Origin of the sequence: Bradyrhizobium sp. CCBAU 51753 (genome assembly GCF_015291565.1) — a bacterium.
Lineage (GTDB): Bacteria > Pseudomonadota > Alphaproteobacteria > Rhizobiales > Xanthobacteraceae > Bradyrhizobium > Bradyrhizobium ivorense.
In genome coordinates this window covers 3,351,085-3,368,520 of record NZ_CP030037.1, presented here as the reverse complement: position 1 = coordinate 3,368,520, position 17,436 = coordinate 3,351,085, and the positions used below count along the sequence as shown (strand labels likewise).

General features: G+C 65.4%; 13 protein-coding genes. 3 read left to right on the top strand and 10 right to left on the bottom strand.

The window, feature by feature from the left end; translation table 11 throughout:
- Nucleotides 1-5 precede the first annotated feature (5 nt).
- Nucleotides 6-1,172 (top strand): adenosyl-hopene transferase HpnH, encoded by a 1,167-nt coding sequence (gene hpnH / locus XH93_RS14950; RefSeq protein WP_139481964.1) that lies wholly within the window; start codon nt 6-8, stop codon nt 1,170-1,172.
- A 106-nt stretch (nt 1,173-1,278) separates the two neighbouring features.
- Here the strand turns inward: hpnH and XH93_RS14945 are convergent, their stop codons facing one another.
- The 6 genes from XH93_RS14945 to XH93_RS14920 all read right to left on the bottom strand — a co-directional run bounded on the left by XH93_RS14945 (nt 1,279) and on the right by XH93_RS14920 (nt 7,479).
- Nucleotides 1,279-2,013, bottom strand: a complete 735-nt coding sequence (locus XH93_RS14945; RefSeq protein WP_371815022.1) for a phosphorylase — start codon at nt 2,011-2,013, stop codon at nt 1,279-1,281.
- Complete coding sequence (shc, locus tag XH93_RS14940) at nt 2,010-4,019, bottom strand: squalene--hopene cyclase (protein ID WP_246799620.1); 2,010 nt, start codon at nt 4,017-4,019, stop codon at nt 2,010-2,012. Before shc ends, XH93_RS14945 begins: the two co-directional genes overlap by 4 nt.
- Before the next feature lie 59 nt (nt 4,020-4,078).
- The gene (gene hpnE / locus XH93_RS14935) at nt 4,079-5,335 is read right to left on the bottom strand and encodes a hydroxysqualene dehydroxylase HpnE (RefSeq protein ID WP_194474111.1); all 1,257 of its coding nucleotides are present in this window, start codon (nt 5,333-5,335) and stop codon (nt 4,079-4,081) included.
- Entirely contained in the window at nt 5,335-6,174 is an 840-nt protein-coding gene (gene hpnD, locus XH93_RS14930; protein WP_194474110.1) for a presqualene diphosphate synthase HpnD, read from the bottom strand. The genes hpnE and hpnD overlap by 1 nt, the downstream gene beginning before the upstream one ends.
- Nucleotides 6,171-7,049, bottom strand: coding sequence for a squalene synthase HpnC (gene hpnC, locus XH93_RS14925; RefSeq protein ID WP_194474109.1), 879 nt, complete (start codon nt 7,047-7,049; stop codon nt 6,171-6,173). The genes hpnD and hpnC overlap by 4 nt, the downstream gene beginning before the upstream one ends.
- A 193-nt stretch (nt 7,050-7,242) precedes the next feature.
- Nucleotides 7,243-7,479, bottom strand: coding sequence for a hypothetical protein (locus tag XH93_RS14920; RefSeq protein ID WP_139481969.1), 237 nt, complete (start codon nt 7,477-7,479; stop codon nt 7,243-7,245).
- Nucleotides 7,480-7,885: 406 nt separating this feature from the next.
- Here XH93_RS14920 and XH93_RS14915 point away from each other — a divergent pair, with 406 nt between their 5' ends.
- Nucleotides 7,886-8,389, top strand: a complete 504-nt coding sequence (locus XH93_RS14915; protein WP_139481970.1) for a hypothetical protein — start codon at nt 7,886-7,888, stop codon at nt 8,387-8,389.
- A 134-nt stretch (nt 8,390-8,523) separates the two neighbouring features.
- Here XH93_RS14915 and XH93_RS14910 read toward each other — a convergent pair whose 3' ends face one another.
- The 4 genes from XH93_RS14910 to XH93_RS14895 all read right to left on the bottom strand — a co-directional run bounded on the left by XH93_RS14910 (nt 8,524) and on the right by XH93_RS14895 (nt 15,006).
- Nucleotides 8,524-10,908 carry an RND family transporter gene (locus tag XH93_RS14910; RefSeq protein WP_194474108.1) on the bottom strand — a complete coding sequence of 795 codons (2,385 nt, stop codon included), beginning with the start codon at nt 10,906-10,908 and terminating at the stop codon, nt 8,524-8,526.
- Between the two features lie 196 nt (nt 10,909-11,104).
- Complete coding sequence (gene eutC, locus XH93_RS14905) at nt 11,105-11,899, bottom strand: ethanolamine ammonia-lyase subunit EutC (protein WP_194474107.1); 795 nt, start codon at nt 11,897-11,899, stop codon at nt 11,105-11,107.
- A 4-nt stretch (nt 11,900-11,903) separates the two neighbouring features.
- Nucleotides 11,904-13,490 carry a B12-binding domain-containing radical SAM protein gene (locus XH93_RS14900; protein ID WP_194474106.1) on the bottom strand — a complete coding sequence of 529 codons (1,587 nt, stop codon included), beginning with the start codon at nt 13,488-13,490 and terminating at the stop codon, nt 11,904-11,906.
- A 133-nt stretch (nt 13,491-13,623) separates the two neighbouring features.
- Nucleotides 13,624-15,006 (bottom strand): ethanolamine ammonia-lyase subunit EutB, encoded by a 1,383-nt coding sequence (locus XH93_RS14895; protein WP_194474105.1) that lies wholly within the window; start codon nt 15,004-15,006, stop codon nt 13,624-13,626.
- 348 nt (nt 15,007-15,354) lie between these two features.
- Between XH93_RS14895 and XH93_RS14890 the strand changes: the two genes are divergently transcribed.
- Nucleotides 15,355-17,061: a methyl-accepting chemotaxis protein gene (locus XH93_RS14890; protein ID WP_194474104.1), complete on the top strand. Its 1,707-nt coding sequence runs from the start codon at nt 15,355-15,357 to the stop codon at nt 17,059-17,061.
- The last annotated feature ends 375 nt before the right edge of the window (nt 17,062-17,436 follow it).

Below are 17,436 nucleotides of genomic sequence, written 5' to 3'. Positions count from 1 at the left end.
GTCTAATGGCTATACCGTTCTTCAAGGAAATGCGTATCGGCGGTTATCTGATCAAGCAGAAACTGCTTGGCCGCAAACGCTATCCGCTCGTGCTGATGCTGGAACCCCTGTTCCGTTGCAACCTCGCCTGCGTCGGTTGCGGCAAGATCGACTATCCGGATGCGATCCTCAACCGCCGCATGACCGCGCAGGAATGCTGGGACGCCGCCGATGAATGCGGCGCGCCGATGGTGGCTATCCCCGGCGGCGAGCCGCTGATCCACAAGGAGATCGGCGAGATCGTGCGCGGCCTCGTCGCGCGCAAGAAGTTCGTCTCGCTTTGCACCAACGCGCTGCTGCTCGAGAAGAAGCTCGATCTGTTCGAGCCGTCGCCGTATCTGTTCTTCTCGGTGCATCTCGACGGCCTGAAGGACCATCACGACAAGGCGGTGTCGCAGAAGGGCGTGTTCGATCGCGCCGTCTCGGCGATCAAGGCGGCGAAGGCCCGCGGCTTTACCGTCAATGTCAACGCCACCATCTTCGACGGCCACCCGGCCGAGGAGATCGCCAAGTTCCTGGACTTCACCACCGAGCTCGGCGTCGGCGTCTCGATGTCGCCCGGCTATGCCTATGAGCGTGCGCCCGATCAGGAGCACTTCCTCAACCGCACCAAGACCAAGAAGCTGTTCCGCGACGTCTTTGCGCTCGGCAAGGGCAAGAAGTGGAACTTCATGCATTCCGGGCTCTTTTTGGACTTCCTCGCCGGCAACCAGGAATACGAGTGCACGCCGTGGGGCATGCCCGCGCGCAACATCTTCGGCTGGCAGAAGCCCTGCTATTTGCTCGGTGAAGGCTACGCCAAGACCTTCAAGGAGCTGATGGAGACCACCGACTGGGAGACCTACGGCACCGGCAAGTACGAGAAGTGCGCCGACTGCATGGCGCATTGCGGCTACGAGCCGACCGCGGCCACCGCTGCGATCAACAACCCGCTGAAGGCGATGTGGGTGTCGCTGCGCGGCATCAAGACCACCGGCCCGATGGCGCCGGAGATCGACATGTCGAAGCAGCGTCCGGCGCAGTACATCTTCTCGCAGCAGGTGCAGAAGAAGCTCTCGGAGATCCGCCGCGACGAGGCGCTCGCCGCCGAGCAGAAGAAGGCCGCTGCCGCCCAGAAGTCGACGGCCGCGTAAGCCGCGGCGGCAGCATCCAAATCAAAAGGCCCGATCGCATCGCGATCGGGCCTTTTGTTTTGAGCCTGTCCTGAGCCTCGGTGAGCAGCTTTTCTGCCCGCGCCTGCTATGCCTCGACCGGCACCAGCGCGTCGCTGCCGAGCAGGAAGCCGCGGCAGCCGCGCAGCGAGCGTAGCGCGCGGTTAAAGTCGATACCGGTCGACACCAGCGCCCGCAGCGTCCGCGGATTGCGCGCGATGCCGCGCAGCACCTTGCGCAGGTCGATGTCGCCGTTCGGCTTCACGGCGGATTTCGCCAGTTCCGGCAGCGCCCGGTGCGCGGGATCGCTGATCACGCGCAGCGCCGCGAACGGAATGCCCGCCCGCGCGGCATAGGCCGCCGCGATATGGCTCTCCATGTCGACGGCTGCAGCGCCCGTCACCGAGCGCAGCGCGGCCTTGCAGGCCTTCGCCGCGATCACCTGCTCCACACCGGCGAGCCCGCCGCGGACGATCCTGCGGCGCTTCAGCGCGGCGCTGGCGATCATCTCCTCGTTCAGCGCGGACGCCGCCAGGAAGCGGGTATCGCCGGCCAGCACCTCGGTCGCGACCACGACATCGCCCGACTTGAGCGAAGGATCGAGCCCGCCGGCCACGCCGAACGAAATCACGCCACGGAAAGTTGTAGGATCCAGCGTCGCCAGCAATGCGCGCAACTGCTGCGGATCGCTGGAACTGCAAATCACGATCATGCCGGGACCCGCCGCAATGCGGGCCTCCTGCACCAATCCAGTCACAATCAACACCGGCCGAGGATCAATTTGACTGCCCACGGTCTCGGCGGCCCCCGCCCCCAAAATCACATCCCGACCCCTACCACCCTGCTATTGGTGCTTCTCAGATTCCGATACCGCGCCAGTGCCCAGAGCGGAAAGAACTTCGAGTAGCCATGATATCGCAAGTAAAACACCCGCGGAAACCCCGTTGCGGTGTATCGCTGCTCGTCCCACAGTCCTTTTTCTGACTGTGTTGCCTTTAGGTACTCCACCCCGCGCACGACGGCCGGATGTTCCACCTCGCCGGCCGCCATCAGGCCAAGCAAAGCCCATGCCGTCTGTGAGGAAGTCGAGGGTGCGACCTCATAGCCCTTGTAATCCAGCCGGTAGCTGACGGCGTCCTCGCCCCAGCCGCCGTCCTGATTCTGGACCGAGACCAGCCAGTCGACCGCCTTGCGAATCATCGGGTCGTTGCGGTCGATCCCCGCGACATTTAGCGCTGAGAGTACCGACCAGGTGCCGTAGATGTAGTTCAGCCCCCAGCGGCCGTACCAGGAGCCTTCCGCGAGCTGGGTGCGGCGCAGGTAGGCGACGCCGTCGGCCATCGCCTTACTGGTCGCGGCGGTCTCGCCGAGCTGGCCCAGCATCGAGATGCAGCGCGCGGTGACGTCCTCGGTCGGCGGATCGAGCAGCGCGCCGTGATCGGAGAACGGGATGTTGTTGAGGTAATATTCGAGATTGTTGACGTCGAACGCCGCCCAGCCGCCGTCGCGGCTCTGCAGCCCCTCGATCCACTCGCGGCCGCGCGCGATCGCCGCGTCATATTCCCCGGTTCCGGTCTGGCGCCGCACCCGGTCCATCGCCATCACCACCACGGCGGTATCGTCGAGATCGGGATAGTGGTCGTTGTTGTACTGGAACGCCCAGCCGCCGGGGCGGACGTTCGGCGCCTTGACCGCCCAGTCGCCCTTCAGCTCCAGCACCTGGCGCGGCTTCAGCCAGTCGAGGCCTTCCTTGGCCCGGGCGAAGCTGTCGCCGCCCACCTCCTCCAGCGCGTGGCAGGTCAGCGCGGTGTCCCACACCGGCGAGACGCAGGGCTGGCAATAGGCCTCCTGCTCGCGGATCACCAGCAGCTTGTCGAGCCCGCGCCGCGTGGTGGCGCGCGGCGGATAGCTCTCGTCCTTGCCGAGCGCGTCGTACATCATCACGATGTTGGCCATCGGCGGATAGATCGCGCCCATGCCGTCCTCGCCGTTCAGCCGCTCCTCGGTGAAGGCGAGCGCGGCGTCGATGGCGCGCTGGCGCAGGCTTTTCGGGAACATCGGCTCGATCACGCGCAGCACGGCATCGAGCGAGCGGAACAGATAGAACCAGCTCGCGCTCTGGTGCGGCGCCTTCGGCGCCATGCGGACCGATTTCGGATCCTCGAGGAACAGCTCGTCGATGCCGATGCCCTTCGGGTTCTTGGCGCGCGGCTTCAGCGCGGCCAGCACCATCAGCGGCACCATGGTGGTGCGCGCCCAGTACGAGATCTTGTTGATATGGAACGGCGACCACATCGGCAGCAGCATGATCTCGATCGGCAGCACCGGCGTGGCGCGCCAGCTCACGACGCCATAGAGCGCAAGCAGGAAGCGGGTGAAGACGTTGCTGCCCGCGGCGCCGCCGCGCGAGCGGATCGCCTCGCGCGCCCGCACCATGTGCGGCGCGTCGACGGAATCGCCGATCATCTTCAGCGCGAAGTACGACTTCACGCTGGCGCTCATGTCGAACGGGCCGTCATGCACCAGCGGCCAACCGCCGTGCGCGCCCTGCACCCGGCGCAGGTAATTGCCGATCTTGGCCTCGAGCGCGCTGTCGACCGGCTCGGCGAGATAGTGACGCAGCAGGATGTACTCGGCCGGAATAGTGCTGTCGGCCTCGAGCTCGAACACCCAATGTCCGTCGGCCTGGCGATAGCCAAGCAGCGCCTCGGTCGCCTTTGAGATGCTGTTCTGCAGCGCGACCGGATCGACTGACGCGGTGTCGACTGTCGCGACGTCGACTGTCGCGACGGGATCAACTGCTGCTACGCTGTGATCTCTCGAAAGCATGTCGCTCGATATCCTCTTCATCGCGGGACGGCCCTCACGGCCGGCGTCGCTGCAACAGGTCAAATTGAGCGTCTGGCGAGAACCAGATCGGCGGCGCGATCACCCGACCGCACCGACCCCTCGATGGTTGCCGGCAACCCGGTAGCAGTCCAATCGCCGGCAAGAAACAGGTTTTTTTGCCCGGTTGCGGCGCCCGGACGCAGGGCATTCTGCTCCGGCGTTGCCTCAAATGTGGCACGGCGCTCCCGCACGATCTGCCAGGGCGGTAACTCGCCGGAAACTCCCGACGCCTTGCAGACATCGCGCCAGATCGCCTGCGCGAGCTCCTCGCGCGGCATGTCGACCAGGCGGTCGCCATTGCTGATCGTCACCGAGAGCCGCTGCGGGAACGCGAACAGCCACTCCACGAGGCCGCCGACGACGCCGAGAATCGGCGCGGCGTCGCGCGGCGGATCGACGCGGAAATGCGCGTTGACGATGGCGCGGAACTTGGTCGGCGTCTTCAGGCCCGGCAGCAGCGCGCTCGCCGCGCGCGGCGGCACCGCGAGCACGACGGCATCGCCCTCCGCCAGCGCGATCTTGTCGCCACTGCCGAAGTCGAGCTCGCTGACGCGATCGCCTGACATCGTGAAGGCGCGCAGCTCATGGCTGAAGCGGACGCTGTGGCCGCGATCCTGCAACAGTTTTATCGCCGGCTCGATCAGCACCGAGCTCAGGCCGTCGCGCGCGATCAGCGGACGGCAGGCCTGCCCGCCCGCCAGCAGCGTCTCGCGCACGATGGCGCCGGCAAGCCCGGCCGAGCCCTCCGGCGGATCGACGTTGAGCGCGGCGAGCAGCAGCGGCTGCACCAGGCGGTCATACAGCGTGCCCTTGCAGGGAATGGTGTTGCCGACCAGCGCCTCGGTGCCGGCCCAGGCCAGCGGCGCCAGCGCGAGATAGTCGCGCAGGCCGGTGTCGGGGACGCGGCGCGCCTCGTCGAACACCCAGAGCGGCAGACGGGAATCCCCGAGGTCGAGCTGCCAGCGCTGGCCGGTCGAAAAGTCGACGAACGGAAACTGCGCGCGCGCAGGTCCGACCAGGCCGGCCTCGGTGCCGATCGCGCGCGCATAGTCGCGCGCGTGGCGGTTGCCCGACAGCAAGAGATGATTGCCGTTGTCGATGGTCATGTTGGTGGCGGCATCGAAATAGGAGCGGCAGCGGCCGCCGGCCTGCTGCGTCGCCTCGTGGACGGCTACCTTGTAGCCGGCATTGGCGAGCCGCACGGCGGCCGAGAGGCCGGAAATACCGGCACCGATGATATGAGCGGTGTTTTGCATCAGATGATCGCGTAACGAAGAAGAATGCCGATCTTGGCCGCCTTCGACACCCGCACCGGCGCACGCGGCGCGGCAAAGCCGCGCGCGATCAACAGGTCGAGAATCGCGCGGTAGTATTTCCCCATGATCCGCGGCGCGCGCACCGCACGGCGCGAATTGCGCTTCATGATCTCGTCGGCCTTCTGGAAATGCATCTTGGCGCGCTCGGCGAGCGGCGCGCACACTTTCGGCAGCGCGCGATCGGCGATGACGCGGGCCGGATCGTTGTTGGTGATGCCGGCGTGCCAGAGCCATTCGCGCGGCAGATAGAGGCGGCCGAGGCCGGCATCCTCGTCAATGTCGCGCAGGATGTTGGTGAGCTGCAGGGCGCGGCCGAGGTGATAGGCGAGCTGCACGCCGTCATCCTCGGGCAGGCCGAACACGCGCACCGAGAGCCGGCCGACTGCGCTGGCGACGCGATCGCAATAGAGGTCGAGGGTGGCGAGGTCGGGCGCGCGGATGTCCTGCGGGACGTCCATCTCCATGCCGTCGACGATGGCGAGGAAATCCTCGCGCTTGAGACCAAAGGTCTTCACCGAGGCGGCGGTATCCTTCAGCCGCGCCGGCGGATTGCCCTGATAGAGCGCGTCGATGTCGTCGCGCCATTGCTGCAGCGCGGCCAGGCGCTCGGGCCGCGGGCCGTCCGAATCGGCAATATCGTCGACCTGCCGGCAGAAGCTGTAGATCTGGAACATCGCCTCGCGCTGCGTGCGCGGCAGAATCCGCATCGCGGCGTAGAACGAGCTGCCCGACGCGGTGCTGCCGTAGTCTCCTGCGTTGGCCGCCGCCTCGACACTCATGCGCCGGCCGCCGTCTTGGAGACCGGACGCCGTCCGGTGGCGCGCCGCGCGGTCTCGCCGGCGACGCCGCCGAGGCTCTGCAGCAGCAGCTCGACCGGGCTGAGATGCACGCGCTCGCTGAGCGGATCGCGCACCTTCAGCAGGTTGACGATCTTGTCGGCGAACGCCTGGATCACCGAGATCTCGAGGCCGAGCCTGAAATCCTTCACCTCGGCGGCGAGCGACTTGCTTTGCTCGAGCAGCGCCTCGGTGCGCACCGCGAGCCCCTGCAGGCACTTCAGCATCGCCGGCGGCGACTTCGCCCCGCCGAGCATCTCGACATCGGCACCGGCGGCGGCCAGCGCATCGCGCGGCAGGTAGACACGGTTGAGGTTGCGGTAATCCTTGCCGCAGTCCTGCAGATGATTGTTGATCTGCAGGCCGGCACACAGCGCATCCGATGCAGCCCAGGTCGAGGTATCCTCGCCGTGCACGTCGAGCATGAAGCGCCCGACCGGCATCGCCGAGTACCGGCAATAGTCGATCACGTCATCCCAGTTCTCATAGCGCAGCTTGGTGACGTCGAGGCGGAACGCCACCAGCACGTCGAGCGCGTGCCGCGGCGGCATGCCGCGCTCGGCGAGGGCGCGGCGCAACGTGACGGCTTCCTGCTGGGTGTCGCCATTGCCGAGCAGCTCGGCCTCCATGAGGTCGAGATAGCGCAGCTTCTCCTCGGGCGGCAGCGTGGCGTGATCGGCGATGTCGTCGGCGGTGCGGACGAAATTGTAGAAGGCCAGGATCAGGGCACGATGCCGCGGATGAATGATCCACGACGCGACCGGGAAATTCTCGTCGCGGTGGGTCTTTCCGGATCGCAGGTCGCTCGCGGTGGTCATCGGGAATTTGGGCTACACTGGTCATGGCACGGCGCAGGCGCGGTGGCCCGGCGCGTGCGGGGATTGCGAGCCCCATATAGGGGAATACGCCACCAAAACCAATGCTATCTGTGACCGCCAGCATATGCGACCGTGGCCGGCAGCGGTGCCGGCCACGGTCTGTTCGGCGGTCTCTTGAGGCCTTAAGGCGGCCTTACTGGCCGTGGGTCTTCAGCACCTGGTCGCAGGCGGCGCTGATCTTGGACCGGTTCTGCTGCAGGCAGGCGAGAATGGTGAAGTCGCCCTGATCGATCACGGAGCGGCAGTGACGCTGCACGTCGCGCGTGCACGCCTTCTGCTCTTCGGCCGTGCCGCGCTGCTGTTGCTGAGCGAAGGCGCCAGAGGAGAGCGGGACCGACAACAGGGCAAGTGCCAGGACAAATCTACGCATCGTATTCCTTCATTTCCGACAACACTAAACCTGACCCCGAAACGCGCTTCGGCATGACCGGGACGGATTTATGGGGATTGCAGACGCCGCGTAACGCAGCAACGGACGAACGACAAGCACTGTTAAATGCGGCTAAATTTGCGGCGCTGTAAACCCCTGCATAAGCCGTTGATTTCAAAGGTCGATTTATGTCATCACTTTGCCGCGTTTGACGATTGCAGAGGAGCCTTGCGCAAAGCTAGATGCAATCGTGGCGCGGATTTTTTTGATTCCATTCGGTGACGGAACTGGGTGGCGGGATGGCGGTTCAGTCGATTGAACCTAACATACTGCAGTGACACTAAACTTCGATGCGGCGAGACGCTTTCTTGCGATAGGGGCGTTGATTTTGATGGGAATATTCACAATGAAACTGTTTGGTTCCAGCCTTTATGGCCAGGCCCTGAAGGCTGCCGGCGTTGGCGCCGCGCTCCTGCTGTCGGTCTCCGCAGGCCACGCCCAATCCGGCGGTCCGTTTGCCGGCTTTGCCGGCTCATGGAGCGGTACCGGCACGGTCTCGTTGTCCAACGGCACCACCGAACGCATTCGTTGCAAGGCGGACTACAAGGTCGCCCCGTCGGGCATGGCCCTGAAGCAGACCCTGCATTGCGCCAGCGACAGCTACAAGTTCGACCTCTCCAGCGACGTCACCAGCCAGGGCGATCGCATCTCCGGCAACTGGAGCGAGGCGAGCCGCAACATCTTCGGCAATCTGCAGGGCACCGCGGGCGGCGGGCGGATCGACGTGTTCGTCGAGGCGGCCGGCTTCGCCGCCAACCTCAACCTGCAGACCAACGGCTCCAAGCAGGTCGTGCAGATCGACTCCAAGGGCGAGATCCGCGGCGTCACCATCACGATGACGAAGAGCTGACGCTCTCCACTATCTTCTGCCTCAAGCAAAAAGGCCCGGCTCCGAGACCATCGGAGCCGGGCCTTTTGTTACAGCTAGTTTGAGCATGATCTTTCGGAAAACCGCTTCACGCTTTTCCGGATCACGCTCGTGCATCAGGCCTTTTCGATCGGCGCCGGCTGACCGGCCTTGCCGCGCAGCTTTTGCGACAGGTTGATCAGGAACATCGAGGTCGGCCGCAGGATGAAGAGGTCGGCGACCAGCGCCGCGACCATCGAGAACGCGCTGAGCCAGCCGAACAGCCGCAGCGACGGCAGGTCGGAGAACACGGTGACGACGAGGCCGCAGGCCAGCACCACCGTGGTCAGGATCAGCGCCGGCCCGACCAGCACGGTGGCGCGTTCCACCGCAAGTTCGGACGTCACCCCGGGCTTGGTCTCGAGCCGCAGGCGGTTGAGGAAGTGGATGGTCGCGCTCAGGCCGAGGCCGAACGACACCGTCAGCGCCACGACGCTGGCGAATTGCAGCCCCTCCCCGAGCAGCCACAGCACGGTACCCGACAGCACCACCGGGAAGATGCCGGGCAGGATGCAGGAAAACAGCACCACGACCGAACGGAAGGCGAGCCCGATGAAGATCGCGACCAGCAGGAACTCGATGGTGAGGCCGTGGTTCAGCTTCTCGATCATGTTGGCGCTGTTGCGCGCGGCAATCACCGACAGGCCGGTGACCGCGATCTCGTAACCGGGATGCTCGGCGCGCACCTTGTCCAGCGAGTGATCAAGCTTGTTCACCACCGGAAGCAACTGGCTCGAGTCCACGTCCGGGACGCGGCCCGACACCACGACCGCGTCCTGATTCTTGTCGATGAACCGGCGCACCAGGTGTTCCGGGATCAGGTCGACATATTCCTTCAGCGTCGCGACGTCGTTGCTGCCGGCCTTTTCGGCGAGCCAGCGTCGCAAGGTTTCCAGCGACCAAACATTGCCGACGCCGGCCGTGTCCTCGACCATCGCATGGACTTGCGCGATCGTCTTCAGGGTCTCCGGCGAATACAGCGATTGGCCCTTGGGGAATTCGATCAGCACATCGACCGGATTGGCGCCGGTCAGCTTGGCATCGAGACGGCTCGACGCCTCGACCGCCTGGCGCTTGTCCGGCACCTGATCGGCGAGCCGGTAACGCGGCTCGAGGCTGCCATAGATGACCCCGAGCCCGCCGACCACGATCACCGCGAGCAGGCTGAACAGCCCGGGACGGCTCACCATGCGCACCGCGATCCAGTAGCAGAAATTGCGCAGCGCCTGCACGCCGGCGTCCGCGCTCTGGAACTTGACCGCAAAGATCCGCTCGTTGCGTACGAACAGGATGCCGAACACCGGCACCAGCGAGAGCACCGCGATCAGGGCGATGATGGTCGCCGCGAGGCCCGCCTCGCCGAACTTGCGGATCAGGTCGGAATCCGAGAACTGCAGCGCGATGAACGAAATGCCCGCGGTGCCGTGGGTCAGCACGCAGGCAGGTCCCACCACCAGCACCGCATTCTTGAACGCGGTGAACTTGTCCTGGCCCGCGATCAGGCGGTCGCGCGCCGCGAAGGTCAGCTGCATCGAGTCGGAGAAGCTGATCACCATGATGAGCGGCGTCATCACGTTGAGGAACATGTTGAGATTGAAATTGGCCCAGCCGAGGCCGCCGAGCGCGAGCAGGATCGCGATCATCGGCGGGAACGCCGCCGCCACCATGAAGGAAATCTTGCGGAAGAAGATGATGGCGATGATGCAGCCGGCGAGGATGCCGAGGATGTTGTAGGTCAGGCCGTCGCGCTCGACTGCGTTGCGGATCTCGAGCTGCATGACCGGCACGCCGGAGAGCTGGGCGTTGAGCCCGCTGCCCCCGAGATCGTCGGCCATGATCTTCCTGATGTCGCCGACCACCTTGCCGAGCTTGTTGCTGCCGACCACCTCGGGGTCGAGCGACAGCACGATCAGCGCCAGCGTGCCGTCCTCCGACAGCAGCTTGCCGCGGATGATCTCGTTGCTTTTGACGGTCTCGACGAACTTGTCGTAGGCCGCGCCTTCCGGCAGCTCGTTCGGGAATAGCGCCGCCGGCAGCCGGCCCTTCTCCGGCGCCTGGCGTGCCGAGAACAGCGATACCAGGCCGCGCACGCCGTCGACCAGCTGCAGGTCGGTGACCATGTCGCGCAGCTTCTGGAGATTGTCGCGCGCCAGCAGCGTCTTGCCTTCGACCACGACGAGGACGTCGAACTCGGTCGCCGGGAAGCGCTTGGTCACCGCCTCATATTGCTTGTAGTCCTTGGAATCGGAGCGGAACAGCTGGGACAGCGAGTCGTCGATCTTGATCCGCTGCACGCCGAACACTGCGCCGATCATCAAGAGAACGAGGACAATGCAGGACAGGATTGGTGCCCGCATCGGGATAAGGCCGAGCCGCTCGATGCCGAATGCGATACTCGGACCCGATCGCGGCTCCTCGACCTTCTCGACGTGGACCTGACTTTCGGAATTCTTTTCGAGCATGCCCTGTCCAGTTCTGAAGTCGGCTCAATCTGTTTCGCTGGGTCCTGCGGCGCGAATGCGGCTCACGAGCGCGGCTGATCGGCGCTAGTCCTTGAAAACACGCGAATATTGACCGGCGCCGGTTTTACAGGTCCGTCCCCCTGCTCGCAAGCGCGGGAGCCTGCCCAAATGGGTACAAAACTGCCGAAAAGGGCCGTCAAGTAGCTGATTTGCCACAGCCGGGTAACGCATTCTGGGACCATCCACCGCCGCTCTCGTCTTTCAGTGCGACACCCGTGATCTGGCGTGCCAGACCCTCGCGCACAAGCCAGGCGATCCTGAACGCGGCCTCGGCATAGCTCAGCCCAGCACGGTGGATGTTGGAGACGCAGTTGCGCTCGGCGTCGGTGAGGCCGATCCGCGGCGCAAAGGTCAGATAGGCGCCGAGGCTGTCGGGCGCCGACAGGCCCGGCCGTTCGCCGATCAGCATCACCAGCATGCGGGCGCCGAGGATGGCCCCGATCTCGTCACCCAGCGCGACACGCGCCCCGGAGGCGATGATGACAGCGCCCGGCTCGGCCTTGTCGGCGGCGAGCAGCGGCAGCAGATGGCGGAGCAATTCGACGGCGTGGACGTTGACCGCGGTCGGCGACAACCCGTCACCGATCACGATGGCGCAGCGGCACGATGTGATGCCGCTGGCCTCGAGCGATCGTCGCGATGCGGGATCGAGCATGCGCCCGAGATCGGGACGGCGCAGATAGTCGCGCCGGATCTGCGCCTGGCTCGACACCTCGCGCGGCGCAAGACCAAGACCGGCGAGACCGGCCGCGATGGCGGCGGCATCGAACGCCGCATGGACGGCGTCGCGGGCGCGGGCATGGTCGAGCGTGAAGGCGAGCAGCGCCTCGGTCGGCAGGCTGACGCCGGCGCGGCCGAGACCGACGCGCGCCGGCGTCAACTCGCGCAGATCGGTGAGCGAATCGGACGATGGGGCCGGCGGTATCGTCATGCGGCTATTCGGCAGGGACGGAGGCCTCGCGCAACCGGAGCGAGTAGTTCGATGCGTTCTGCCGGCCGCTGGAGGCTGCGCGCGCGAACGTGATCAGGTGATGCGCGACCAGCGTCGCCCCGATCAGGCCCTCGATGTCGCCGCGCTTGATCCGTCCCAGCGCGAACTTCCAGAACACCCGCCGGTAGTCACCGAGCACGCCGACCTTCCAGAAGATGTTGCGCAGCATGATCAGGCCGCGCCGGATGTTGGCCCAGGTCTTCATCTCCGGGCTGACCGGCACCTTCAGGCGGTTGGCGTAGGTGTAGTCGCATTGATGCTGGTAGCGCGCGAACAGCTTTGACGGCTCGTAGGCGATCTCCATGCATTTGCGCCACGAGCTGACCACCTCGTCATAGGGCAGCAGGAACTGGACGTTGGAATCGCGGCTGTCGTCGTCGATCAGCCGGCCGGCCTTTTCGAGGCGATCCCACAGCGGCGTCTTCGGCAAGGCCTGCAGCAGGTTGATGGTGAGCAGCGGAATCCGGGACTCGTCAACAAAGGAGAGCAGCGCATCGCCGGTCTCGGGCTTGTCGGTATCGAGCCCCATGATGATGCCGGAGACGACTTCCATGCCGAAAGAATTGATGGTGCGCACGCCCTCCAGGATCGGGACCATCATGTTCTGGTCCTTGTGCATCGCCTTCAGCGCGTCGGGATCGGGTGTCTCGATGCCGACGAAGATGGTGACGAAGCGGGCTTCGCGCATCTTCTCCAGGATCTCGGGGCGCTTGGCGATGTTGAGCGTGGCCTCGCAGGCCAGCCGAGTGACATAGCCGGTCCTCTTCTGCCACTCGATCAGATGCGGCAGCAGATCGACCGCGGCCTTGCGGTTGCCGATGAAATTGTCGTCGACGAAGTAGACCGTGTCGGTCATGCCGCATGCCCGCAGCTTGTCGAGCTCGGCAATGATCTGCTGCGGCGACTTCAGCCGCGGGTTGCGGCCGTAGAGGCCGGGGATATCGCAGAACTCGCACTGATACGGGCAGCCGGAGGAGAACTGGATGCTGCCGAGAAAGTACCGCCTGGTTTCGGCGAGCTCGTAGGCCGGTAGCGGAAACTCGGTCATCGGCAGCCGGTCGATCGTCTTCAACACCACCTGCGCGTCCGGCCGCGTGGTGTCCTCGGCGAGCCGCGCGATCAGCGCGTTGGTGGCATCGCCGAGCTCGCCGACATGGAGGTAATCGAATGCGGGATAGTAGTCCGGGCAGGCGCTAACCGACGGGCCACCGATCGCCACCGGCAAATCGTAGTCGTGCGCGCGATGGCAGATGTCGTTCATCTGCTGGCGCTGGATGTGCATGCCGCTGACGAACACCGCATCCGCCCACTCGAAATCCTCCTGCGTCGCCGGACGCAAATTCTCGTCGACGAAGCGGACCGGCCAGTTCTCGGGCAGATAGGCCGCGATCAGCAACAGGCCCTGCGGCGGCATGAAGGCCCTGACGCCGTCCGTGAGCGGATAGGAATGTTCGAAGGTCCCAAAGGACGACGTGTAGCGCGGAAAGACGCAGAGGATCCGCCGCGCCGTCTCCATGCGTTCAGCTCTCATCAAACCGCCCTCAACCGAAGCACCACAAATCTAACCATGACGGCGAACGCTGGGCCAGAAATTCTTCAACATTGTGGCACCTTTAACGTCACAAGGCTGAGATGGTTGCTCCATGCGGGAGTTCAATCTCACCTCAGGTCAGGAGCTTTGCTGCGAATTCGGGCAGCCGCCCTGCATCGGCGACGGGACGAAGGTCCGGCCCTGCGAGACCGGCACGGATCAGCCAGTCGTCGAATTCGGGCGCCCGCTTCAGGCCGAACAGGTCGCGGACATAGAGCGCATCGTGAAACGATGTCGACTGATAGTTCAGCATAACGTCATCGGCGCCGGGGACGCCCATGATGAAGTTGACGCCGGCAGCCGCAAGCAAGGTCAGGAGATTGTCCATGTCGTCCTGGTCGGCCTCGGCGTGATTGGTGTAGCAGATGTCGATGCCGATCGGCAGGCCGAGCAGCTTGCCGCAGAAATGATCCTCGAGCCCGGCGCGGATGATTTCCTTGCCGTCGTAGAGGTATTCGGGCCCGATGAAGCCGACCACGCTGTTGACGAGCAGCGGATCGAAGGCGCGCGCCACCGCGTAGGCGCGCGCCTCGCAGGTCTGCTGGTCGACCTGGTGATGGGCGTTGGCCGAGAGCGCCGAGCCCTGGCCGGTCTCGAAATACATCACATTGTCACCGACGCTGCCGCGGCGCAGCGACAGCCCGGCCTCGCGCGCTTCCCGCAGCAGCGAGAGGTCGACGCCAAAGCTGCGGTTGGCCGCCTCGGTGCCGGCGATCGACTGGAACACGAGATCGACCGGCAGCCCCTGCCCGATCAGGCCGAGCGTGGTCGTGACATGGGTGAGCACGCAGGCCTGGGTCGGGATCTGCAGCCGCGTGATGATGTCGTCGAGCAGCTTCAGCAGGGTCGCGATCACGTTGGGATCGTCGCTCGCCGGATTGATGCCGATGCAGGCATCGCCCGATCCGAGCAGCAAGCCGTCGAGGATCGAGGCGGTGATGCCCCTCGCATCGTCGAAGGGATGGTTGGGCTGCAGCCGCGTGCTCATCCGCCCGCGCAGCCCGATGGTGTTGCGGAAGCTGGTCGTCACCTCGCACTTTTTCGCGACCAGGATCAGATCCTGGTTGCGCATCAACTTCGAGACCGCCGCCACCATTTCGGGCGTGACGCCGCGTGAGATCCGTTTCAGAACATCGCCGGTGGCGGCATCCGACAGCAGCCAGTCGCGGAAACCGCCGACGGTGAGCGACGACACCGGGACGAAGCCCGCCACGTCGTGGCTGTCGAGGATCAGGCGGGTGACCTCGTCATCCTCGTAGGGGATCACCGGCTCATCGAGGAACTGCTTGAGGGGGATGTCGGCAAGCGCGCGCCGCGCGGCGACCATTTCCGCAGCGCTGTCGGCGGCGATGCCGGCCAGCCGGTCGCCGGAGCGCGGCGGCGAGGCTTTGGCGAGCAGGTCGCGCAGGCCATCGAAGGCGTAGTTGGTGGTGTCGACGGTGTGGCGGTAGAGCATGGCGAGTTCGGACCCTGGGCAGGTCGGCGTAACCTAACACCGCATTGCGAATGCCGTTCCATGTTGGGTACCGCCGCGCGATGACGACATTTGGTGAGGCCGGCGGGACGCGAAAAGGGGCTGCGCAGGGGCGCCGGAGGTTAGCTCGTGGGCGACAACAAGGTAGGTAAACGGCTGTTATTACTCGGAAAAGTTTCGAAAATCGTAACCATGCCGAGCTCGCGCGTTAAGGAAATGTCCATGAAGATTTTCCATAAATCGTAGCGGCCGAAGGTACTCCCCGGCCTTTTTGGAGTGCCCTCAATGCCTGCCCCCTATTCATCCCCTGCCTCATTTTTCCGGTCCTCGATGGCGTCCCGATTCTCGCTCACAGCGAAGCTGTACTCGACGTTTGCCCTGATCGCACTGCTGACCGCGGCGATCACCGTCCTGTCCGAATACAACGCGCGGCGCAACACCGAGCTGACCGAGGCCGTCGACCTCGCGAGCCGGGCCGCCCTCAATGTCGAGCGGATCAACTCGCTGGTCTATGCTGTCGTCATGGAGTCCCGCGGCATCTACATGTCGACCGAACAGGCGGCCGTGAAGAAGTATGGCGAAGGCTTGCTGAGGTTCAACGACCGCATCCTCGCGGTGGTCAAAAACTGGGAAGCGCTGGTCCAGGCTGACGATGCCGAACAGTTCGCGGCGTTCAAGAAGCGTGTCGAGCAGTTCGTCGAATTCCGCGCCGAGTTGGTGCGCCGCGGCGTCGAGATCGGCGCCGCCGCCGGGCGCGAATGGGGCGACAACGACGCCAACCGCGACGTGCGCACCGCGCTGAACAAGGATCTCGAGGCGCTGTCGAAGGTCTATGCCGAGCGCAGCAAGAAGCTGGCGCGGCAGACCGACCTCAACCGCAACATGGCCCTGGTGCTGACCGGGCTCGGCGCCGCGGCGCTGATCGCGGTCGTGCTCGGCGTGCTGATCATCGCCCGCTCGGTGGCGCGTCCGCTGTCGCAGATCACGACGACCATCAAGCGCGTTGCCGAGGGTGCCGATCATGTCGAGGTGCCGCATGCCGGCCGCAGCGACGAGATCGGCGCACTGGCGCGCGCCATCAAAGTGTTCCAGGAGGCGATGGACCGCAACCGCAGCCTCAACGCCCAGGTGGTGCAGGACTCCGCGGCGCGCGACGCCCGCAGCCGGCACATCGAGACCTCCGTCGAGACCTTCCGCGGCACGATCGGCTCGGTGCTTCGCGCGGTCCAGGACAACGCGACGACGATGCGCGAGACCGCGCGGACCATTGCCAGCGTCGCGGCCAATGCCAGCGGCCGTGCCGTGACGGCGGCGAGCGCGACCGAACAGGCGTCCAGCAACGTCTCGGCGGTGGCAAGCGCGGCCGAAGAACTTTCCGCCTCTGTCGAGGAGATCGGCCGGCAGGTCAAGCAGTCGTCTGGCGCGGTCGAGCAGGCCGGTGCGCGCACCGACCGGTCGATCAGCGAGATCGAGGGGCTCGCCGCCACCACCCAACGCATCGACGGCGTGCTGAGCCTGATCCAGGCGATCGCCGAGCAGACCAATCTGCTCGCGCTCAACGCCACCATCGAGGCGGCCCGCGCCGGCGAAGCCGGCCGCGGCTTTGCCGTGGTCGCGCATGAGGTCAAGGCGCTGGCCGGGCAGACCGCCAAGGCGACCGCCGAGATCGGCGAGAATGTCGGCCTGATCCAGGCATCGAGCCGCAATTCGGTTGCCGCCGTGCGCGACATCGGCCAGGCAGTGCGCGAGATCAGCAGCGTGACGACGAACATCGCCAGCGCGATCGGCCAGCAGGACGCGGCGACGCGCGAAATCTCCGCCAACGCGCAGATGGCCGCGCAGGGCAACGAAACGCTGGTGGTCAATATCGGCTCGCTGCGCGACGACATCGGCCAGACCAGCCACGCCGCCGAGTCGGTGCTATCAGCCTCGAGCGAACTGACCGCGACCGCCGAAACGCTGTCGCGCGAGGTCGAGCAGTTCTTCCGCAGCCTGCGCGCCGACGCCGCCGAGGAGCCGCGGCGGACCGGAACGTAAGTCCGGCCGCTCCGTCGTCCTGGCGAAAAGCCCTTAACACCGTCATCCTGAGAGGGTGTGAAGCTTTGTCCTCACCCACCGCTGTCATCGCCCGGCTCGACCGGGCGATCCAGTACGCCGTGGCCTCTCGCTTCTATCACCGGCGTCTCTGGAATACTGGATCACCCGGTCAAGCCGGGTGATGACACCGAGCAAGCTGAGCAAACCAACACTGTCATCCTGAGGTGCGAGCTCTTGCGAGCCTCGAAGGATGCACGGCCCGGCTGGTGGCCGATTCATCCTTCGAGGCTCGCCGAAGAGGCTCGCACCTCCAGCGACAAAGGCGGAGCCTTTGCGCGGGGATGACGGGGTGAAAGTGTGAGTCCGCGATCTCGC